General features: G+C 58.5%; 18 protein-coding genes. 12 read left to right on the forward strand and 6 right to left on the reverse strand.

The window, feature by feature from the left end; genetic code table 11:
- Positions 1-83: 83 nt before the first annotated feature.
- The 12 genes from rplQ (at position 84) to GOV87_RS06385 (ending at position 12906) form a co-directional block, all read left to right on the forward strand.
- On the forward strand, positions 84-506 hold the full coding sequence (gene rplQ / locus GOV87_RS06330; protein WP_039538314.1) for a 50S ribosomal protein L17: 423 nt from the start codon (positions 84-86) through the stop codon (positions 504-506).
- Between the two features lie 132 nt (positions 507-638).
- Positions 639-1952 carry a DUF3300 domain-containing protein gene (locus GOV87_RS06335; protein WP_171211199.1) on the forward strand — a complete coding sequence of 438 codons (1314 nt, stop codon included), beginning with the start codon at positions 639-641 and terminating at the stop codon, positions 1950-1952.
- A 1-nt stretch (position 1953) separates the two neighbouring features.
- A complete protein-coding gene (locus GOV87_RS06340) occupies positions 1954-2844 on the forward strand; it encodes a DUF2950 family protein (protein ID WP_171211200.1) in 891 nt (296 codons plus the stop codon).
- 137 nt (positions 2845-2981) lie between these two features.
- On the forward strand, positions 2982-4367 hold the full coding sequence (locus GOV87_RS06345) for a trypsin-like peptidase domain-containing protein (RefSeq protein ID WP_171211201.1): 1386 nt from the start codon (positions 2982-2984) through the stop codon (positions 4365-4367).
- Positions 4368-4371: 4 nt separating this feature from the next.
- A complete protein-coding gene (locus GOV87_RS06350; protein ID WP_171211202.1) occupies positions 4372-5685 on the forward strand; it encodes a replication-associated recombination protein A in 1314 nt (437 codons plus the stop codon).
- A gap of 109 nt (positions 5686-5794) precedes the next feature.
- Positions 5795-6838 carry an RluA family pseudouridine synthase gene (locus GOV87_RS06355; protein ID WP_171126048.1) on the forward strand — a complete coding sequence of 348 codons (1044 nt, stop codon included), beginning with the start codon at positions 5795-5797 and terminating at the stop codon, positions 6836-6838.
- Entirely contained in the window at positions 6835-7506 is a 672-nt protein-coding gene (locus GOV87_RS06360; protein ID WP_171211203.1) for an HAD-IA family hydrolase, read from the forward strand. The genes GOV87_RS06355 and GOV87_RS06360 overlap by 4 nt, the downstream gene beginning before the upstream one ends.
- A 4-nt stretch (positions 7507-7510) precedes the next feature.
- A complete protein-coding gene (locus GOV87_RS06365; protein WP_171211204.1) occupies positions 7511-8218 on the forward strand; it encodes an ATP12 family chaperone protein in 708 nt (235 codons plus the stop codon).
- A 207-nt stretch (positions 8219-8425) separates the two neighbouring features.
- Positions 8426-9442 carry an amino acid ABC transporter substrate-binding protein gene (locus GOV87_RS06370; protein ID WP_171126054.1) on the forward strand — a complete coding sequence of 339 codons (1017 nt, stop codon included), beginning with the start codon at positions 8426-8428 and terminating at the stop codon, positions 9440-9442.
- A gap of 125 nt (positions 9443-9567) precedes the next feature.
- Positions 9568-10800, forward strand: a complete 1233-nt coding sequence (locus GOV87_RS06375; protein ID WP_171126056.1) for an amino acid ABC transporter permease — start codon at positions 9568-9570, stop codon at positions 10798-10800.
- A 3-nt stretch (positions 10801-10803) separates the two neighbouring features.
- Positions 10804-12102 carry an amino acid ABC transporter permease gene (locus GOV87_RS06380; protein WP_171126058.1) on the forward strand — a complete coding sequence of 433 codons (1299 nt, stop codon included), beginning with the start codon at positions 10804-10806 and terminating at the stop codon, positions 12100-12102.
- A gap of 12 nt (positions 12103-12114) precedes the next feature.
- Positions 12115-12906: an amino acid ABC transporter ATP-binding protein gene (locus GOV87_RS06385; protein WP_269149813.1), complete on the forward strand. Its 792-nt coding sequence runs from the start codon at positions 12115-12117 to the stop codon at positions 12904-12906.
- Between the two features lie 46 nt (positions 12907-12952).
- On the opposite strand, the gene GOV87_RS06390 is transcribed toward GOV87_RS06385, so the two are convergent.
- The 6 genes from GOV87_RS06390 to yidC all read right to left on the reverse strand — a co-directional run bounded on the left by GOV87_RS06390 (position 12953) and on the right by yidC (position 18530).
- Positions 12953-13450 (reverse strand): histidine phosphatase family protein, encoded by a 498-nt coding sequence (locus GOV87_RS06390; protein ID WP_171211205.1) that lies wholly within the window; start codon positions 13448-13450, stop codon positions 12953-12955.
- Entirely contained in the window at positions 13447-14133 is a 687-nt protein-coding gene (locus GOV87_RS06395) for a ferredoxin (protein ID WP_171211206.1), read from the reverse strand. Before GOV87_RS06395 ends, GOV87_RS06390 begins: the two co-directional genes overlap by 4 nt.
- Before the next feature lie 18 nt (positions 14134-14151).
- Positions 14152-15015, reverse strand: a complete 864-nt coding sequence (gene argB, locus GOV87_RS06400) for an acetylglutamate kinase (RefSeq protein WP_171126063.1) — start codon at positions 15013-15015, stop codon at positions 14152-14154.
- 301 nt (positions 15016-15316) lie between these two features.
- The gene (gene yihA, locus GOV87_RS06405) at positions 15317-15970 is read right to left on the reverse strand and encodes a ribosome biogenesis GTP-binding protein YihA/YsxC (protein ID WP_171211207.1); all 654 of its coding nucleotides are present in this window, start codon (positions 15968-15970) and stop codon (positions 15317-15319) included.
- The gene (locus GOV87_RS06410) at positions 15967-16704 is read right to left on the reverse strand and encodes an MOSC domain-containing protein (protein WP_171211208.1); all 738 of its coding nucleotides are present in this window, start codon (positions 16702-16704) and stop codon (positions 15967-15969) included. The genes yihA and GOV87_RS06410 overlap by 4 nt, the downstream gene beginning before the upstream one ends.
- The gene (gene yidC, locus GOV87_RS06415) at positions 16701-18530 is read right to left on the reverse strand and encodes a membrane protein insertase YidC (RefSeq protein WP_171211209.1); all 1830 of its coding nucleotides are present in this window, start codon (positions 18528-18530) and stop codon (positions 16701-16703) included. The genes GOV87_RS06410 and yidC overlap by 4 nt, the downstream gene beginning before the upstream one ends.
- Positions 18531-18647 lie beyond the last annotated feature (117 nt).

The following is an 18647-nucleotide window of genomic DNA, read 5'->3' on the forward strand; positions in this document are numbered from 1 at the left end:
AAAATGGGCACTTCCGCCCCAAGGAGAGCCGGTGACACGCATCGCCGGCCAGACAAAGCAAAACGCAAGATAGGAATTGAAAAATGCGTCACGCACGTGGTTACCGCCGCCTGAACCGTACTCATGAGCACCGTAAGGCTCTGTTTGCGAACATGGCTGGCTCGCTCATCGAGCATGAGCAAATCAAAACAACTCTGCCCAAGGCGAAAGAACTGCGCCCGATCATCGAAAAGCTGGTCACTCTGGGCAAGCGCGGCGACCTGCACGCCCGCCGTCAGGCCGCAGCACAGCTGAAAGAAGACAAGGACGTCGCAAAGCTGTTCGAAGTTCTGGGCCCCCGCTATGCCGAGCGTCAGGGCGGTTATGTCCGCATCCTGAAAGCTGGCTTCCGCTATGGCGACATGGCACCGATGGCGATCATCGAATTCGTTGATCGTGACGTCGACGCCAAAGGTGCGGCTGACAAAGCCCGCGTTGCTGCTGAAGAAGCCGCAGACGAAGAATAATAAAGCCCGTCTTTCTGAACGAAACCCCTGCGCTACAGGCGTGGGGGTTTTTTCGTTTTGGCGGCCGAAAAGCGGATTTGTTGCCAGAATCATTAACTTGGGCGATCCTTGGTTCAATTGAAGGATCGCAATATGTTTAGATATCTTGTCCTATTACTCGGGTTTTGCGCACCGGTTTCCGTGTTTGCGCAGGAGGCATCTCAGGACGCGCAGACCGACGATACCCTGTTGACCGACGCCGAACTGCAAACGCTGGTCGCGCCGGTTGCGCTGTATCCCGACACGTTACTCATCCAGATTTTCGTGGCGGCCACCCAACCGTTGGAGATCGTTAAGGCCGAGCGGTTCCTGCTGGACAACGCCGATCGCGATCCAACAGAGCTGGAGTCAGAGATCGACGCCATGGGATGGGATCCTTCCGTCAGCGTACTGGCAACGGCCTTCCCCGAAGTTGTAGGGCAGATGGCTACGCATATCGACTGGACCGAGACTATGGGGACGGCAATGCTGGCTCAGTCCGATGATGTGCTGGACGCCGTACAGGTCATGCGGGATCAGGCGATTGACAGTGGCGCGCTGGTCTCGGGGCCGGAACAAACCGTCGAGGTGACCGAAGACGAAACGGTAGTGATCACGCCGACGAACACGGAAACGGTTTATGTCCCGCAATATGATCCGCAGACCGTCTACACCGGTCCCTCGACCGGGGACGTGATCGGAACCGCGCTGCTGACATTTGGGGCCGTTGCCCTGATTGACGAAATCTTTGACGACGATGACGATTGGAATGACTACTGGGGCTGCCGGAATTGTGGTGGATGGAACGGTCAACCCATCGTCAGAAACCCCGACATCGACATTGATGTGGATGGTAATATCAATATCGGTAATGAGATTGGCCGGGGCGACCGGACGGATATCGGTTGGACTCCGGACCCCGAGCGGAAAGAACAGGCGCGCGACAAGATATCGGATCACAAAAGGCCTGAAGGCGGGCGCGGCGATTTACCTGTCAACCGACCGGACGGGCGGACGGATGAACTGCGAGCCAAGCTAAGCCGGGAATCCGGTGCGGCGGATATCAGTCGTGATCGCGCCGCTGCCGTTGCTGCCGGCGCTGGTGCCGGAGCCGTCGCCGGAAGTGCTTTGGCCAACCGTGGCGGCGACAAGCAACTGCCGAAGGTGAACCGTGGCAACGTGGACGGGGACAGGGCCGCCGCCAAGCAGCAGGCCATTGACCGCACTAAGCAAAGGCCGGACGCTGCCAAGAAACCGGTCAAGCAGAAGCCACAAAGCGTCAAGAAACCTCAGGCCAAGAAACCGGCGACGACTCAGCGGAAGCCATCTGCTGCCAAGGGCGCGGCCATGAAAAAGAAATCCTCTGGTAACAGGGCCAAAAGCGCGTCGAAACGTGGACACGCGGCCAAGGGAGCACGGAGAAGGTAATATGCGCAAAGCGGTTGTTTCTGTATTCTTTCTTCTCGCATCTGCTGGTCTGGCAATGTCCGAGGGCGCGCGATTTGACACGCCTCAGTCGGCGCTGGACGCGTTTGTGGATGCTCTCAGATCGGATGATCACAATGCCCTTCTGGACATTTTTGGGCCTGAAGCCGAAGATCTGATTGGCTCTGGCGATCCTGCTGAGGACAAGCAAAGGCGGCGTGAGGTGCTGGCCATGTACGCCGAGGGCTATCGCTTTCAGCCTGAAAACGACGGGGTTGTGATCCTCTTGGGCGAGGATAGCTGGCCTTTCCCTATCCCGATCCTGCGCAGCGCAGAGGCTTGGCAATTCGACATCGAAGCGGGCGCTGAAGAAGTCGCCGCGCGCGAGATTGGCCTGAACGAGCTGGAAGTGATCGACCTGCTCGAAGCCTATGTTGATCTGCAGGCGGCGTTCCGGCTGGTCGATCACGACGGCGACGGTGTCATGGAATTTGCACGCAACATCATTGCCGATCCGGGCGCGCGCAACGGGCTATTCTGGCCGGATGAGGACAGTTTTGTCGGTGCAGCCCTTGCAAGGGCCGCGGCATCCGGATGGAGCGACGGCGAAGCGGATTACGACGCCGAGCCGTTTCTTGGCTACTATTACACGATCTTGCAGGGGCAGGGGCCAAGTGCCCCCGGTGGCGCTTATTCTTATATGGTCGGCGACAGGTTCGTGGCCGGTCACGCGATGCTCGCGGTTCCGGCGGATTATGGCGAGACGGGCATTCACTCGTTCATCGTGGGCGAGAACGGTATCGTTTACGAGGCTGACCTGGGCCCCGAAACGCTGGACCTAAGCGCAGATATCGAAGCCTATGATCCCGGCCCAGATTGGTCACCGATAGAATGACGCGCCACCAGTGAACGCCGAGGCGTCCTTTTCTAACGTTCAGCCCAGGCACCGAAGCCGCCATCTTCGTGCGTCGGCGCTTGCATTACGGCGCACGGAGCCGCATATCCATCTGAGATTTGCAGGTCGAGGAAACAATGCTCCGCCCGTCCCTTTTCGCACTTTTCATAGCGTGCGCGTCTTTTGCTGCGGCAGAAACCCGTGTTCCCAAGTCACAGGCCGAAATCTCATTGGGATTTGCGCCGGTCGTGAAGCAGGCGTCGCCGGCTGTCGTGAATATCTATGCCAAGATCATCCGTCAGGGGCGCGCGAACACCCTGTTTTCTGACCCGTTCTTTCAGGACTTTTTCGGCCGCGGATTCTCGGAGCCTCGTCAACGGGTCCAGAACTCATTGGGGTCCGGTGTGATCCTGTCAGACGATGGCTATGTGGTGTCGAATTACCATGTCGTCGGAATGGCAACCGAGATTCGTGTCGTGACAACAGACCGCCGCGAATACTCGGCGCAGGTTGTATTAGGTGACAAGGAAAGTGACATCGCCATTCTGCGGCTGGAGGATGCGACGGACCTGCCATACCTTCAGATGCGCGATTCCGATCAGGTCGAGGTCGGAGAGCTGGCTTTGGCCATCGGAAACCCGTTTGGGGTAGGGCAGACCGTTTCGTCGGGGATTATTTCAGGGCTGGCGCGCACGGGTACTGCGACGGGCAATGCGCGGGGCTACTTCATTCAGACGGATGCTGCGATCAATCCCGGCAACTCGGGCGGCGCATTGATCGACGTGAACGGGAACCTTATCGGGATCAATACGTCTATCCTGACGCGATCCGGCGGGTCGAACGGCATCGGCTTTGCCATCCCTGCTAATCTGGTGGCCGAGTTTCTGCGGCAAGCGCAGTCCGGCAATGACAGCTTTGTAAGCCCATGGGCAGGGATGGCCGGGCAGCATATGAGCGCCGATATCGCCGAGTCTCTGGGGCTTGTCATCCCGCAGGGCGTCGTGATCTCGGACCTGCACGGACTGAGTCCTTTGGCCGAGGCTGGATTGCGTGTTGGTGACGTCGTGACCCATGTTGACGGGGATGAGGTGAACTCACCCGCCGAGATGAAGTTTCGGATGTCTGTCGCGGGTGTTGGCGGAACATCGGTTCTTACCCTGTTGCGCGGCGACAGCAGCGAAGAGATTGAGATCGCGCTGATCAAAGCCCCGGAAACACCATCAGCCGACGAAACTACGCTGGATGATCAAACGGTCATGCCCGGTTTAGAGGTGTCGCGCATCAATCCGGCAGTGATTTCACGGATGGGTTTGCTGTTGTCACAGACCGGGGTCGTCGTGGTTGATGCCGGCCCTTATGGCGGGCGGTCCGGTCTGCGTGCGGGCGATGTGGTCAACAGCGTCAACGGTCAGGACATTCAGCATCCCAACGATCTGGTCGACGCGCTGACTGATCCGGGCCGCAGGCTGCAGCTCGACATCCTGCGCGGTGGACGCACCGTGTCTTTGCGGTTCCGGTTGTGACGCAATGAGCGATCTGTTCGATACCGGGGCCACTCAGCAGCCCACAACAAGCCCCCACCGGCCACTTGCGGATCGCCTGCGGCCGCAAGCACTGTCTGAGGTGATTGGGCAGCAGCAGGTTCTGGGCCCGGACGCGCCGTTGGGCGTCATGCTGGCGTCAGGTAGTTTGTCGAGCCTGATATTCTGGGGGCCGCCGGGTGTTGGAAAAACCACAATCGCGCGGTTGCTTGCGCAGGAAACGGACCTGCATTTTGTTCAGATCAGCGCAATATTTACCGGCGTTCCGGATCTGAAAAAAGTGTTCGAGGCCGCGAAGATACGGCGTCAGAACGGGCAGGGCACGCTTTTGTTCGTGGATGAGATTCATCGGTTCAACAAGGCGCAGCAGGATGGGTTTCTTCCGCATATGGAGGACGGAACGATCCTGTTGGTCGGGGCCACGACCGAAAATCCCTCTTTCGAACTGAACGCGGCCCTTCTGAGCCGATCGCAGGTTCTGGTGCTTGAGCGTCTGAGCCTGTCTGATCTGGAGCATCTGACCCAACGTGCCGAAAAAGAATTGGACCGGGCATTGCCTCTGACGGGTACTGCCCGTGAAGCGCTTCAGGAAATGGCGGATGGCGATGGTCGGGCTTTGTTGAATCTGATCGAACAGGTTGCGGCATGGCAGGTTGATGCGCCGCTGGACCCGGGTGCCTTGTCCACAAGGCTGATGCGTCGGGCCGCAAAATACGACAAGTCCGGTGATGAGCACTACAACCTGATCTCGGCGCTGCACAAATCCGTGCGGGGGTCCGACCCCGACGCGGCTTTGTACTGGTTTGCGCGGATGCTGACGGGGGGCGAGGATCCTCGATATCTGGCGCGCCGTATCACCCGGATGGCGGTTGAAGATATCGGGTTGGCTGACCCGCAGGCTCAGGCGATATGCCTGCAATCATGGGAAACCTATGAACGTCTTGGCAGCCCGGAGGGGGAATTGGCCTTGGCACAGGCGCTGGTCTATCTGGCCTTGGCGCCCAAATCGAACGGCGCTTGTGTAGGGTACAAGGCCGCCATGCGGTTGGCCAAACAATCCGGCAGCGAGCCCCCGCCCAAGCACATTCTGAATGCCCCAACATCCCTGATGAAGGATCAGGGCTATGGCGCGGGCTATGCTTATGACCACGATGCCGAAGACGGGTTTTCCGGTCAGAATTATTTTCCGGACGGCATGCAGCGGCCTGATCTCTATCAACCTGTCGAACGCGGCTTCGAGCGCGAGTTGAAAAAGCGACTGGAATATTTCGCCAAGCTTCGCGCGCAACGCAACGGCTAACGCCCGCTTGACTCTTGCGGTTGGGCACGCCACAGACGCGCATGTTTTCTATGGCACTGAATGATACGCATTTCGCGCGGGATCACCGCGCGGCGCAGGGGATATTGGCATGAGCGGCGTACAGATGATCACCGTGGCAGAAGGTGACGGAGACCAGCGGTTGGATCGCTGGCTGCGCCGTCTGTTCCCACATGTCAGTCAGGGCCGTATCGAGAAGATGTGCCGCAAGGGTGAATTGCGTGTGGAAGGTGGCCGGGTCAAAGCCTCGACCCGGCTTGAGGCTGGACAAGTTGTGCGTGTCCCCCCTCTGCCCGACGTTGATCACAAACCGGCCGAAGTCAAACGCCGGGTTTCCGACGCGGACGCCAAGATGATCCAATCCTGCGTGATTTACCGCGACGATCACGTGCTGGCGTTGAACAAACCCCATGGCTTGCCTGTGCAGGGCGGCAGCGGCCAAACCCGCCATGTGGACAGCCTGTCCGAAGCACTGAGGTTTGGCTATGACGAAAATCCGCGTTTGGTTCATCGGTTGGATAAGGACACCTCCGGCGTTCTACTGATGGCACGCACACGCGAAGCCGCCAAGGGCCTGACCGCAGCCTTCCGCCACCGCGACACGCGTAAGATTTATTGGGCGTTGGTGGCCGGGGTGCCGACGCCGTATCTGGGCGAAATCAAGACTGGTCTGGTCAAGGCGTCGGGCCATGGAAAGCAGGGCGAAGGCGAAAAGATGGTCGCCGTTCACCTGAATGAGGTCAACGATACACCGGGTGCGAAACGCGCGCATACGCTCTATGCCACTCTTTACCGGGTGGCAGGGCGCGCCGCGTGGGTGGCCATGGAGCCGATTACCGGTCGAACGCATCAGTTGCGGGCACATATGGCCGCGATCGGTCATCCGATTATCGGTGACGGTAAATATGGCGGTTCGGGTCAGGAAAACCTCGGTGACGGTTGGGGCGCACAATTGGGCGGGATCATCAGCAAAAAGCTGCACCTGCATGCGCGGCAAGCGTCGTTTCAGCACCCGGTGACACGCAAGACGATCACCGTGAAAGCCCCCTTGCCGGACCACATGAAACACAGCTGGGATACCTTCGGCTGGACCGAGGATCTGGCCGCCGACGACCCGTTCGAGGAACTGCAATGAGCGCACCCTTGCGTTTGGTGCTGTTCGACGTGGACGGCACCCTTGTCGACAGTCAGGGCAGTATCGTCGGCGCGATGACCGCCAGTTTTGACGCGCTGTCCCTGCCGGTGCCTGATCGCAAGGCGATTTTGTCCATCGTTGGCCTGTCGTTGCCCAAAGCCATCGCACAGCTTGCGCCGCTTCAGTCTGATGCGGATCAGGCGCGGTTGGTCGAAGGGTATAAGCAAGCCTATCATGCGCATCGGCTGGAACAGGGCATGGCAGGGTCGCCGCTTTATCCTGGTGCGCGAGAGGCAATCGAAGCGCTGCACGCCATCCCCGAGGTCTTGCTGGGCGTTGCAACCGGGAAATCTCAGCGCGGCTTGGATGCGCTGATCGAAGGGCACGAGTTGCAAGGTTATTTTGTTACGCGGCAGGTCGCCGATCACCACCCTTCGAAACCGCATCCGTCGATGATTGACACGGCCCGGGCCGAAACGGGCGTTGAGGCGGTGAATACGGTCATGATCGGCGATACCCGGTTTGACATGGATATGGCCGCTGCTGCCGGTGTCCCTGCCATTGGCGTGACATGGGGATATCATACGCGCCCTGCACTTGATGCCGCCACGACCATAATCGAAACCTTCGACCAGTTGCCGGGCGCGCTGGATCAAATCTGGACCTGAAATCATGAGCGACTGGAAACCGAAACGATTCTGGACCGAAAGCGCGGTTGTTGACGCAGAAGGCGGGTTTACGGTGGAATTGGATGGTCGGCGCGTCAAAACGCCGGCCAAGGTAGGGTTGATCGTGCCCACTCAAGCCATGGCGCAGGAAATCGCTGCCGAGTGGGACGCGCAGGAAAAAGAAGTAGACCCGACCACGATGCCGTTTACTCGTTCGGCGAACGCAGCCATCGACAAGGTCCAGCATCAGCACGCCGAGGTTGCAGACATGCTGGCCGATTACGGCGATTCGGACCTGTTATGCTATCGCGCCACGCACCCGCAGGAGTTGCAGCAACGGCAGGCCGAACAGTGGGACCCGGCATTGGATTGGGCGGCCGAGGCGCTCGCGGCGCGTTTGCTGCCGGTCGCCGGTGTTTTGCATCAGCCCCAGGACGCATCGGCTTTGCACGAATTGCGCCAACGTGTCCATGATTTCAATAACTTCCAGCTTGCCGCTTTCCACGACTTGGTCAGCCTGTCCGGGTCGCTGGTGCTGGGGTTTGCAGCAGCTGCGGACTGGCGCTCTGCCGAGGACATCTGGCAAATCTCAAGGTTGGACGAGTTGTGGCAAATCGAACAATGGGGTCATGACGACGAGGCCCACGCCGCCTCCGAAGTCAAAAGGGCTGCATTTCTACACGCCAAAAGGTTCTTCGACCTCTCGGTTTGAGCTCTTACGCCTGAAAATCCGCCGCTGTGCCGAACATCTGTAAGATGAACCATCGTTTTCGCTGATCCGACCCTTGACGTTTGTTTATGAATGCGCCCAAACTCAAGCCCACTAAAGGGGAGACACCTTTGGGGAAACCTTTCTGGTACCAAAGGTGCCGGACAGAACCGTCCCAGAGTCGGGGCGGAAAATCAGGAAGAGGTAAAAATGAAAAAATCCGTAATCTTGGGCGTGGCAACCGTTGCCGGCCTTGCTGCAGGCGCAGCGGCAGCGGGGACTGTCGATGATGTCAAAGCGCGCGGTAAGCTGAACTGCGGTGTGACCACCGGTCTGGTTGGCTTTGCCGCACCCGACGCGAATGGCGAATGGCAGGGCTTTGACGTCTCGCTGTGCCGCGCAGTTGCTGCAGCCGTTCTGGGCGACGCAAGCGCCGTTGAATTCGTTCCGACCACCGGTAAGACACGCTTTACCGCGCTGGCTTCAGGCGAGATCGACATGCTGGCCCGTAACACCACCTGGACCTTCAGCCGCGACGTCGACCTGAAGTTCGAATTCGTGGGCGTGAACTACTACGATGGTCAAGGCTTCATGGTTCCCAAGGCACTGGGCGTAAGCTCGGCCAAAGAACTGGACGGCGCGACCGTCTGCATCCAGACCGGCACCACCACCGAGCTGAACCTGGCGGACTTCTTCCGCTCGAACAACATCAGCTACGAGCCGGTTCCGATCGAAACCAACGCTGAAGCGCAGCAGCAGTACCTGGCTGGTGCGTGTGACGTTTACACCACCGACGCATCGGGCCTGGCCGCAACCCGCGCCACGTTCGAAAACCCCGGTGACCACGTCCTGCTGCCCGAAATCATCTCGAAAGAGCCGCTGGGCCCGCTGGTCCGTCACGGCGATCACGAGTGGGGCGACGTTGTCCGTTGGACTCTGAACGCACTGGTCTCGGCTGAAGAACTGGGCGTGACCTCGGCAAATATCGACGAAATGGCCGCTGGCACCGACAACCCTGAAGTCAACCGCCTGCTGGGTACCGAAGGTACGCTGGGCGAGATGCTGGGTCTGGACGCTGACTGGGCTATGAAGGCGATCAAATCCGGTGGTAACTATGGCGAAGTCTTTGCCAAGAACATCGGTGAGGAAACTCCGATCGGTCTGGCACGTGGCTTGAACGCACAATGGACCGACGGCGGTCTGCTGTACTCGCCGCCGTTCCGCTAAAATCCACAGAAAAGGGCGCGGGTTAACCTGCGCCCTTTTTCCATAACAGAATGCTACGGGCTGCTCAGGAGCGGGGAAAACCTCGCCGGGAAGGAAGCACCCGAAAAGCACGGGGATCCCAAAATATGTCGACTATGACTGACCCGCCGAAAGCAGATTTTCGGTTGTCGATGCTCATAAACGATACCCGCTACAGATCATTGACGTTCCAGGTGATCGCGGCGATCGTTATTGCGCTAAGTATCTGGTATCTGGGCAACAACCTGATCCAGAACCTCAGGGCCGCAGGCCTCAACATCTCGTATTCTTTCCTGGGCGACCCGTCCGGGTACGACATCAACCAGCGTTTGATCGAATATGACAGCCAGTCCTCGCACGGACGTGCGGCTGTTGTCGGTATTCTCAACACGCTTTTGGTCGCGTTTCTGGCCTGTATCACAGCGACTGTGTTTGGTGTGATCGCCGGGGTTTTGCGCCTGTCCAATAACTGGCTGGTGTCCAAGCTGATGGCGGTTTACGTCGAGATTTTCCGGAATATTCCGGTTCTGATCTGGATCATCATCATCTTCACGATCATGACGGCGGTTTTGCCGGGTCCGCGGGAATTTCGCGGGGATAACCCGACATCCAGCATGTTGTTTGATCTGTTCGCATTTACCAACCGAGGCGTTTACATTCCGCGCCCCGAGTTTGCGAATGGTCTGTTTGGCGCGACGTTCCTGAATTGGCTGTTGGTCATTGCAGTGCTGGTGGGCTCATGGTTTGCAACTCGTGAAATCGAAAAGCGCGCCACGCTGAAGCAGGAACAGACGGGTGAGCGTCCAAAAACCGGTCTTGTGAAACTGGCCGTATGGCTGGTGCCGTTTGCGCTGCTGATGGTTTTGATGGGCCTTACATGGGAAGTTCCCGCGCTCAAGGGCTTTAACTTCAGCGGGGGTATCAAGGTAGGCGGTCCGCTGATCGCGCTGTGGTTTGCCCTGTCCATCTACACGGGTGCCTTCATCGCAGAAAACGTGCGTGCCGGTATTCAGGCGATTTCGAAAGGTCAGACCGAAGCTGCGGCTGCGCTGGGCCTGCGCCCAGGACGGATCATGAACCTTGTGATCTTGCCGCAGGCGCTGCGGGTCATCATCCCGCCGTTGATCTCGCAATATCTGAACATCACCAAGAACTCGTCACTGGCGATTGCTGTGGGCTATGCGGATATCACGGCCACACTGGGCGGTATCACGCTGAACCAGACCGGCCGCGCGATCGAATGCGTCCTGCTGCTGATGCTGTTCTATCTGACGGCCTCGCTGCTGATTTCGATGGCGATGAACATCTACAACGCATCCGTCAAGTTGAAGGAGCGCTGAGTTATGGCTGATCAAACAACAAACCCGATCGCCTTTGTCGCTGATGGCACAATCCCGCCATCGCCTCCGCCAGCAAACCAGACCGGTATCATCAAGTGGCTGCGCGAGAATCTCTTCTCGGGCGTGGCGAATACCATCCTGACGGTTTTGTCGATCCTGTTGATCTATGTGCTGCTCAAGAACACGCTTCCGTGGATTTTGAATGGTGTATGGAACGCGGATTCATTGGCGCAATGCCGTGAGATTCTGGACGGCAAGACCGGAGCCTGTTTCGCGGTTCTGACCGAGCGCTGGCACCAGTTGATCTATGGGTTCAAATACCCTGACGATGCCTATTGGCGCCCGAACCTGGCCTTCTTGCTGATGCTGGTCGCGGTGGCACCCGTGCTTTTCTTCGACCTGCCGCGCAAGTTGCTGCTGTTTACTGCGGTGTACCCGTTCGTTGCGTTCTGGCTGATCTGGGGCGGAACCATCATGGTCCCCATCGTGGCACTGCTGGGCTGTGTCGCAGCCGCCGTGGTGTTTCAGAAATTCGGCAAGAACAGTTTTGCAGCCGGGTTCTTTGGGGGCATCGTTGTGGCGCTGGTCGTGTGGAATATCGGCGGGGCGCTGATCCCCGATGATGCCAACGAGGGCGCGCTGCTTTCGGCTGTTCCCAGCCGTGATCTGGGTGGCTTTATGCTGAACCTGATGCTGGGCGTGACCTGTGTGTCGCTGTCCCTGCCTTTGGGCATTGCATTGGCTCTGGGCCGTCAGTCCGATATGCCGCTGATCAAGTGGGTCTGTGTCATCTTCATCGAATTCATCCGCGGCGTGCCACTGATCACGCTGCTGTTCGTGGCTTCGGTGATGCTGGCCTATTTCTTCCCGCCTGACAGCACGGTCGACCTGTTCCTGCGCGTTGTGATCATGATCACCATGTTCTCGGCCGCCTATATCGCCGAGGTGATCCGCGGCGGTCTGGCAGCACTTCCGCGCGGACAGTACGAGGCAGCAGACAGTCTTGGCTTGGATTACCCGCAGGCGATGCGGCTGATCATCCTGCCACAGGCTCTGAAGATCTCGATCCCCGGTATCGTGAACGTGGCCGTTGGCCTGTTCAAGGACACCACACTGGTTTCGGTCATCTCGATGTTCGATCTGGTGGGCATGATCCGGGGCCCCATCCTGGCGTCAACCGAATGGAACGGCGTCTATTGGGAGCTTCTGGGCTTTGCCGCGCTTCTGTTCTTCGTCGTCTGTTACGGCATCTCTCAATATTCCCAGTGGCTCGAGCGTCGCCTTGCCACGGATCATCACTAAGGAGTTCAACACATGTCTGAACTTGCAGTAGAACGCGAAATCGACCGCTCGAAGATGCAGGTGAGCGACGAGGTCGCCATCGAAATCAACGGCATGAACAAGTGGTACGGGTCCTTCCACGTGCTGCGCGACATCAATCTGACCGTCAATCAGGGCGAGCGGATCGTGATCGCGGGACCGTCGGGGTCGGGTAAGTCCACCTTGATCCGCTGCTTGAACGCGCTGGAAGAACACCAGCAGGGCACGATCGTCGTAGACGGGACCGAACTGTCGAATGACCTGAAGAACATCGACAAAATCCGGTCCGAGGTTGGCATGGTGTTCCAGCACTTCAACCTGTTCCCGCATCTGACCATCCTGGAGAACTGCACGCTGGCCCCGATCTGGGTGCGCAAGACGCCCAAGAAAGAGGCCGAAGAGCGCGCGATGCATTTCCTGGAAAAGGTGAAAATCCCCGATCAGGCGCTGAAATATCCCGGCCAGCTTTCGGGTGGTCAGCAGCAGCGTGTGGCGATTGCCCGCTCGCTCTGCATGATGCCTCGGATTATGTTGTTCGATGAACCGACATCGGCGCTGGACCCCGAGATGATCAAAGAGGTGCTCGACACTATGATCGAACTGGCCGAGGAAGGCATGACCATGCTGTGCGTCACGCACGAGATGGGCTTTGCCCGTCAGGTCGCCAATCGCGTGATCTTCATGGATGCCGGCCAGATCGTGGAACAGAATGAACCGGAAGAGTTCTTCAACAACCCGCAAAGCGAACGGACCAAGCTGTTCCTCAGCCAAATCCTGGGGCACTGATCCGGTTGAAATCAGGGAAAGGGCGGGGCTTTGGCCTCGCCTTTTTCTATTCCAACAGCTCGCGCGGTGTGGTGAAATCCAGAACAACCCCGCTCTGCCATTTGATATTGGCCCAGTCTGAGATGTTGAATTGAATCACAGCCGTGGCACAGGTGGGATAATCCTGAAACCGGGGGTGGTTTGGTGCTTTGCCAACGATCCGCTGGGCAAAATCGCCAATGCCCGGATTGTGACCCAGCATCAGGACCGTGGGTTCTGTTGCACCAGCAAGTTGGGTCAACATGTCTTCGGGTGCAGCATGATAAAGACGCCGATGAAAGCAAACCTTGTCTGCCTGCAAACCCATCCGATCCCATGTCTCACGCGTGCGGGCCGAGGTTGAGCTGAGCACTTCGTCGGGAAGCCACCCATTGTCGCGCAGCCATGTGGCGATAGCAGGGGCGGATTTACGTCCGCGCTTGTTCAAAGGACGGGCGTGATCGTCAAGCATCGGGTTGCCCCAACTGGACTTCGCGTGTCGTGTCAGGATCAGGGTCAAGGTCATGAGGGGTGAAACGCCCTCATGTGATGGGCGGATTGCTCGGGGTCCCGGTCGGCCCCGACGCTGATCGGGCAGGACAGGCGCGCGAGACAACCGCCCGTCATGCAGGTCAGGCCTTCTTCGGTTGATAGATGGGCATGGCACGCGGCAACATCATAGAAATCCTGACTATTCAGCGCACCGACCGGACAGGTCGTCGTGCAGGGTGCCGGGCATTCGACGCAGGGCGAAGCGGTTGTGACTTCGGGGATGTTGAACTCCTGCGGGAAATGCAGCGCGCCACGGTACGAAATCATCATGCCAACCGTGTCATGAACCAACGCCCCAACCGGGCTGCTGAAGGTGCGTTGTGACTTCAGCGCCCAGTCTATGAACGGGGCGTAAGGCGGTCCGCCAAAGGGAAAATGGGCTTGCCCGCCCAATTCCTGCGCCATTTGGCCAATGACACGCGCAGACCAGCGATCCACTGGATCAGGGCCTTGCCACTCGGGTGAGGTTTTCAGCACCGTCCAAAAGGCCGAACCCGCGCCCAATAGAACCAGTGTACCCCCGTCCAGTCCCTTGGCACCGCTTTTACGAGGATGGGTCGCGCCCATGACAATCAGGCCAGCTTGATGCGCAACACGCCCGACCCAGCCATAACTAATGGCCGGAGCGTAAGTGAGGGGGGTGGACTGCCCGGTCATGGGACCTCCGCATTGGGATTAGTCGGGCCGGATCAGCGACCCCGCGCCGTGCTCGGTAAACAGTTCCAGCAATACTGCATTCGGCGCGCGTCCATCCAGAATGACCACCGCCCTGACGCCGCTGTGCAACGCATCCAGCGCGGTTTCTGTCTTGGGGATCATGCCGCCCGCAATCGTGCCATCCATCGTCATCTCGCGGATTTGGCCGGCCTTGAGTTCTGTCACCACCTCGCCGGCTGCGTTCTTGACGCCGGACACATCGGTCAACAGCAAAAGGCGATCCGCCTTCAGGGCCGAGGCAATCGCTCCCGCTGCCGTGTCACCATTGATGTTAAAAGTTTCACCTTCGCGACCCGCGCCCAAGGGGGCAATTACGGGAATCACATCATGTGCGAACAAATCGTGGAGTATTTTAGGGTTCATCTGCGCCGGAGCGCCGACAAATCCCAACGCGGGATCGGCTTGGTCACAGACAATCAGATTGGCGTCCTTGCCCGACAGGCCAACGGCTGTGCCGCCCTGACCGTTGATGGCCTGAACGATGCGTTTGTTGACCAGCCCTGACAGAACCATTTCGACCACTTCTACGGTGGCCTTGTCCGTCACGCGTTTGCCGCCCACAAACTCGGACTGGATATCCAACTGTTTCAGCATTGCGTTGATCATCGGTCCACCGCCATGGACGATCACAGGGTTCACACCGACCTGACGCATCAGCACGACGTCGCGGGCAAAGCTTTCCATGGCCTCATCGCTGCCCATGGCGTGACCGCCAAGTTTGATAACGACGACCGCGCCGTCATAGCGCTGCAGATATGGCAATGCGCTGTTCAGAGTTGCAGCAGTAGCGATCCAGTCCCGGTTCATATCTCTTGTCTTCATGTCTTGTCCTCTTCCCCTCGTGTTAGGCGTTTTGGACGCGTAAGCCAAGATCGCTGTTGTGGGTGCCATAGGTTGACCGGCCTGCAAATCCGACGCCCGGCAAAACGCGGCGTTCACCGCAGCGTTGCCAGCAAGCCCCAAGAGGTGGGTGCGAGAAGTCTGGCGTCCAACCTCACGGCAAAAGGGAAGAGTTCCGGCGTGAATTTCTTCGCGCCGGGTTTAGTTGGTACGTGGGATAAATGGGAAGCGGGCTGCAATACCTGTATGAACTGCCGATTAGGCGCTGCGCTATTCTGCGTCGCTACTCCAGCCCGGCAATAATCGCGCGCAGCGTTTCGATCCCGTCGCCCTTTTCGGATGAGGTCAACACGATTTCCGGGAAGGCGGCGGGATGTTTGGACAATGCACTGCGCACTTGATCCAAGACCTTTTCGCGATCCTTGGCTTTGACCTTGTCAGTTTTGGTCAGCACGCATTGAAACGTCACGGCGCTGGTGTCCAGCAACTTCATGATCTCGGCGTCGACGGGTTTTACCCCATGGCGGGAATCAATAAGAACAAAAGCCCGGCGCAGGGTCTGACGGCCGCTTAGGTACTGTTTCAGAAGCCGCTGCCACTTTTCCACCACCTTGAGCGGCGCGTTGGCATAGCCATAGCCGGGCAAATCAACCAGATACAGCTCGGGGCCTTGGGTGAAAAAGTTGATCTCTTGTGTCCGGCCCGGCGTGTTCGAGGCGCGGGCCAGACCCTTGGTCCCGGTCAGCGCGTTGATCAGGCTGGACTTGCCGACATTGGAACGGCCAGCAAAGCAGACCTCCAGCCGATCCGGGGCAGGCAGGCCATTCATCGCCACAACGCCTTTGACGAATTCCGAGGGCCCGGCAAACAGCTTGCGCCCGCGCTCCAGCGCGAATTCGTCGGGTGTCTCGGCAAGGGGGAAGGGAAGCGTTGTCATAGCACCTGCACCGTGTCGCCGGTTTTGACCTCTCCACCTCGGATCACCTCGGCGTAAACGCCGAAATCCTGGTGGTTCCAACGGTTCAACGCGCCTAAAGTGTCCGCGTCGCGTTCACCGGTATCCGGGTTTGCGGTTGTGGCCAGACAGCGTGTGATTCGCTCACGCACGTGGAACACGGCCTGTCCGATCTGAACCTCGCGACCCAACCATTCGAACTCTTCCCACAGGGGCAGGCCGTTGAACCAGATATTGCCGCGCCAGCGCCTGATCGACAGGTCTTTGCCCAGTTTCTGCTCGACCGCTCTGTGCGAGGCCATGTTGCACAGGCTGACGGATGGGAAGTCACTGTCGGTCATTCCCCGCCCGGGTACGCGAACAATACGTGCAGACGCGGCGCGGTCAGCGGGCATCAATGGTTTTACCCAATCAAGGAACACATCTTGTTCTGCGTCCGGCTGGAAACTCAGGTCTGGGCGCTGTGGGTGGCTGAGTGCCACCGTATCACCTGACAGTTTCGCTGTGATTGCCATCAATTGAGGGGCCTTGGCACCACGACTGAAATTCGCGCAGGGCGCCCATTCCGAACCGTCCGCTTTGGACGCCTCATGGGCGATTGCCCAAACACGATCCCCGGGCATGGTCTGCCCGGGGCTCAGTGTTACGGTTTCCACAGCTTCATGGCCGTGGCTTTTGATCGGATGCCGCCAGAGGCTGGTTACTTCTGCGCTCATTTGTCATCCGTCTTTGGTGCGCGCTTGAAGCTGGATTTGATATTGCCGAATACGTCGGGCTTATAACCCTGGCTTCTCATGATCAGGTATTGCTGGGTGAAGGTGATCGTGTTGTTCGCGATCCAGTAGACCACCAGCCCGCTGGCAAAGCTGCCCAGCATGAACATGAACACCCATGGCATCCAGGCAAAGATCATTGCTTGCGTCGGATCGGTTGGCGCTGGATTCAACTTTTGCTGCAGCCACATCGAGATACCCAGCAACAGCGGCAGGATACCGATGAAGATCAGCGCCATCAGCGTGTCTGGCTGCGGGCCACCCCAAGGCAGCAGGCCAAACAGGTTCATGATCGAGGTTGGGTCAGGTGCGCTCAGGTCCTGGAAGGGGCCAAACCACGGGGCCTGACGCAATTCGATCGTGACGAAGATTACCTTATACAGCGAGAAGAAGATCGGGATCTGCATCAGGATCGGCAGACAACCCGCGGCAGGGTTCACCTTTTCCTTCTTGTAGAGCTCCATCATGCCTTGCTGCATTTTCTGGCGGTCGTCGCCAGCGGCTTCTTTCAGGGCCTCCATCTGCGGCTGCAGTTCCTTCATCTTCGCCATCGAGACGTAAGATTTGAACGCCAGCGGGAACAGGATTGCCTTGATGATCAGGGTCAGGCCGATAATGGACCAACCCATGTTGCCGATCAGCGCGTTGATGTTGTGCAGCAGCCAGAAGATCGGCTTGGTCAGGAAGTAGAACCAGCCCCAGTCGATGCTGTCGATGAACTTCTGAACGCCGTCAGCCTGATATTCCCGAATGGTTTCCCATTCCTTTGCACCAGCAAAAAGCTGCGTGGTTACCTGTTCGGTTGCGCCGGGAGCCACTGTAAGTGTCGGCAGAACCGTCTCGGTCTGATAGATTTTGCGACGCGCGTCGTATTTCGCGGCGGCCTTGAAGGCCGAGCCTTCCTCGGGGATCAGGGTGGTCATCCAATAGTGATCGGTGAAGCCAACCCAGCCGCCTTCTTTGACCTGAAACACCTCGGCCTGCGCGCGTTCGTTGGGGTCAATGTCGAAATCACGGACATCGCCATAGTCGATCTCGTCCAGAACTCCGTCGGCCATGACCATCACGCCTTCATGCAGGATGAAGAAGTTTTTGAGACCGGGTAGATCACCATCCTCGCCGATACCGTGACGGGCCAGAATACCGTAAGGGGCCATGCCGACTTCGGCTTGGGTGTTGTTTTCAACGGACTGGGTGACCTCGAACATATAGTTCTCGTCCACCGCAATTGTGCGGCGGAAGGTCAGGCCGTTTCCATTGTCCCACTTCAGCGTGACAGGAGAGTCTACGCCAAGAATTTCACCTTGTTCCAGGGACCACTCTGTGTTCGGACCGGGTACATCCGTGCCAGCGACACCGGCACCCGGTGCCCAGCCATAAAGGGCGTAATAGGCGGAATCAGATCCGACCGGTGACAGAAGCTCGACAATCGGCGCGCCTTCTTCGATCGAGACCTTGTAGTCCTTCAGATACAGCTCGTCGATGCGCCCACCCGACAGGGACAGGCTGCCCTCCAAACGGGGCGTGTCGATCTGAACCCGCGGGGCCTGTGCATCGGGCAGTGTTTCTTCGGCCGCAGTGGTTGCTTCGCCTACAGTGCCGGTTCCTGTGGCGCTGGGGGTTTGAACCTCATTGGCCTCGGTCGCGCTGATTTCGGCCTGTTCCGGTGACGTGGCCTGCTCGGGCGGCGGGAAAAGCACGAACCAAACGAGGATCACGAGGAAACTGAGCGCGGTTGCGAGGATGAGATTCTTATTCTGATCGTCCATCTGGGACAGCCACCTTAAGCAGTGAAACACACCCGGTGGGTTCAACAGAGTGCAGCCCCAAAGGTCAAGCGGAATCGCCCCTGCTATAGTCGCGTATAAGGCTTTTGTGGCGTAATT

Source organism: Ruegeria sp. HKCCA5426 (genome assembly GCF_013034585.1).
Taxonomy (GTDB): domain Bacteria; phylum Pseudomonadota; class Alphaproteobacteria; order Rhodobacterales; family Rhodobacteraceae; genus Ruegeria.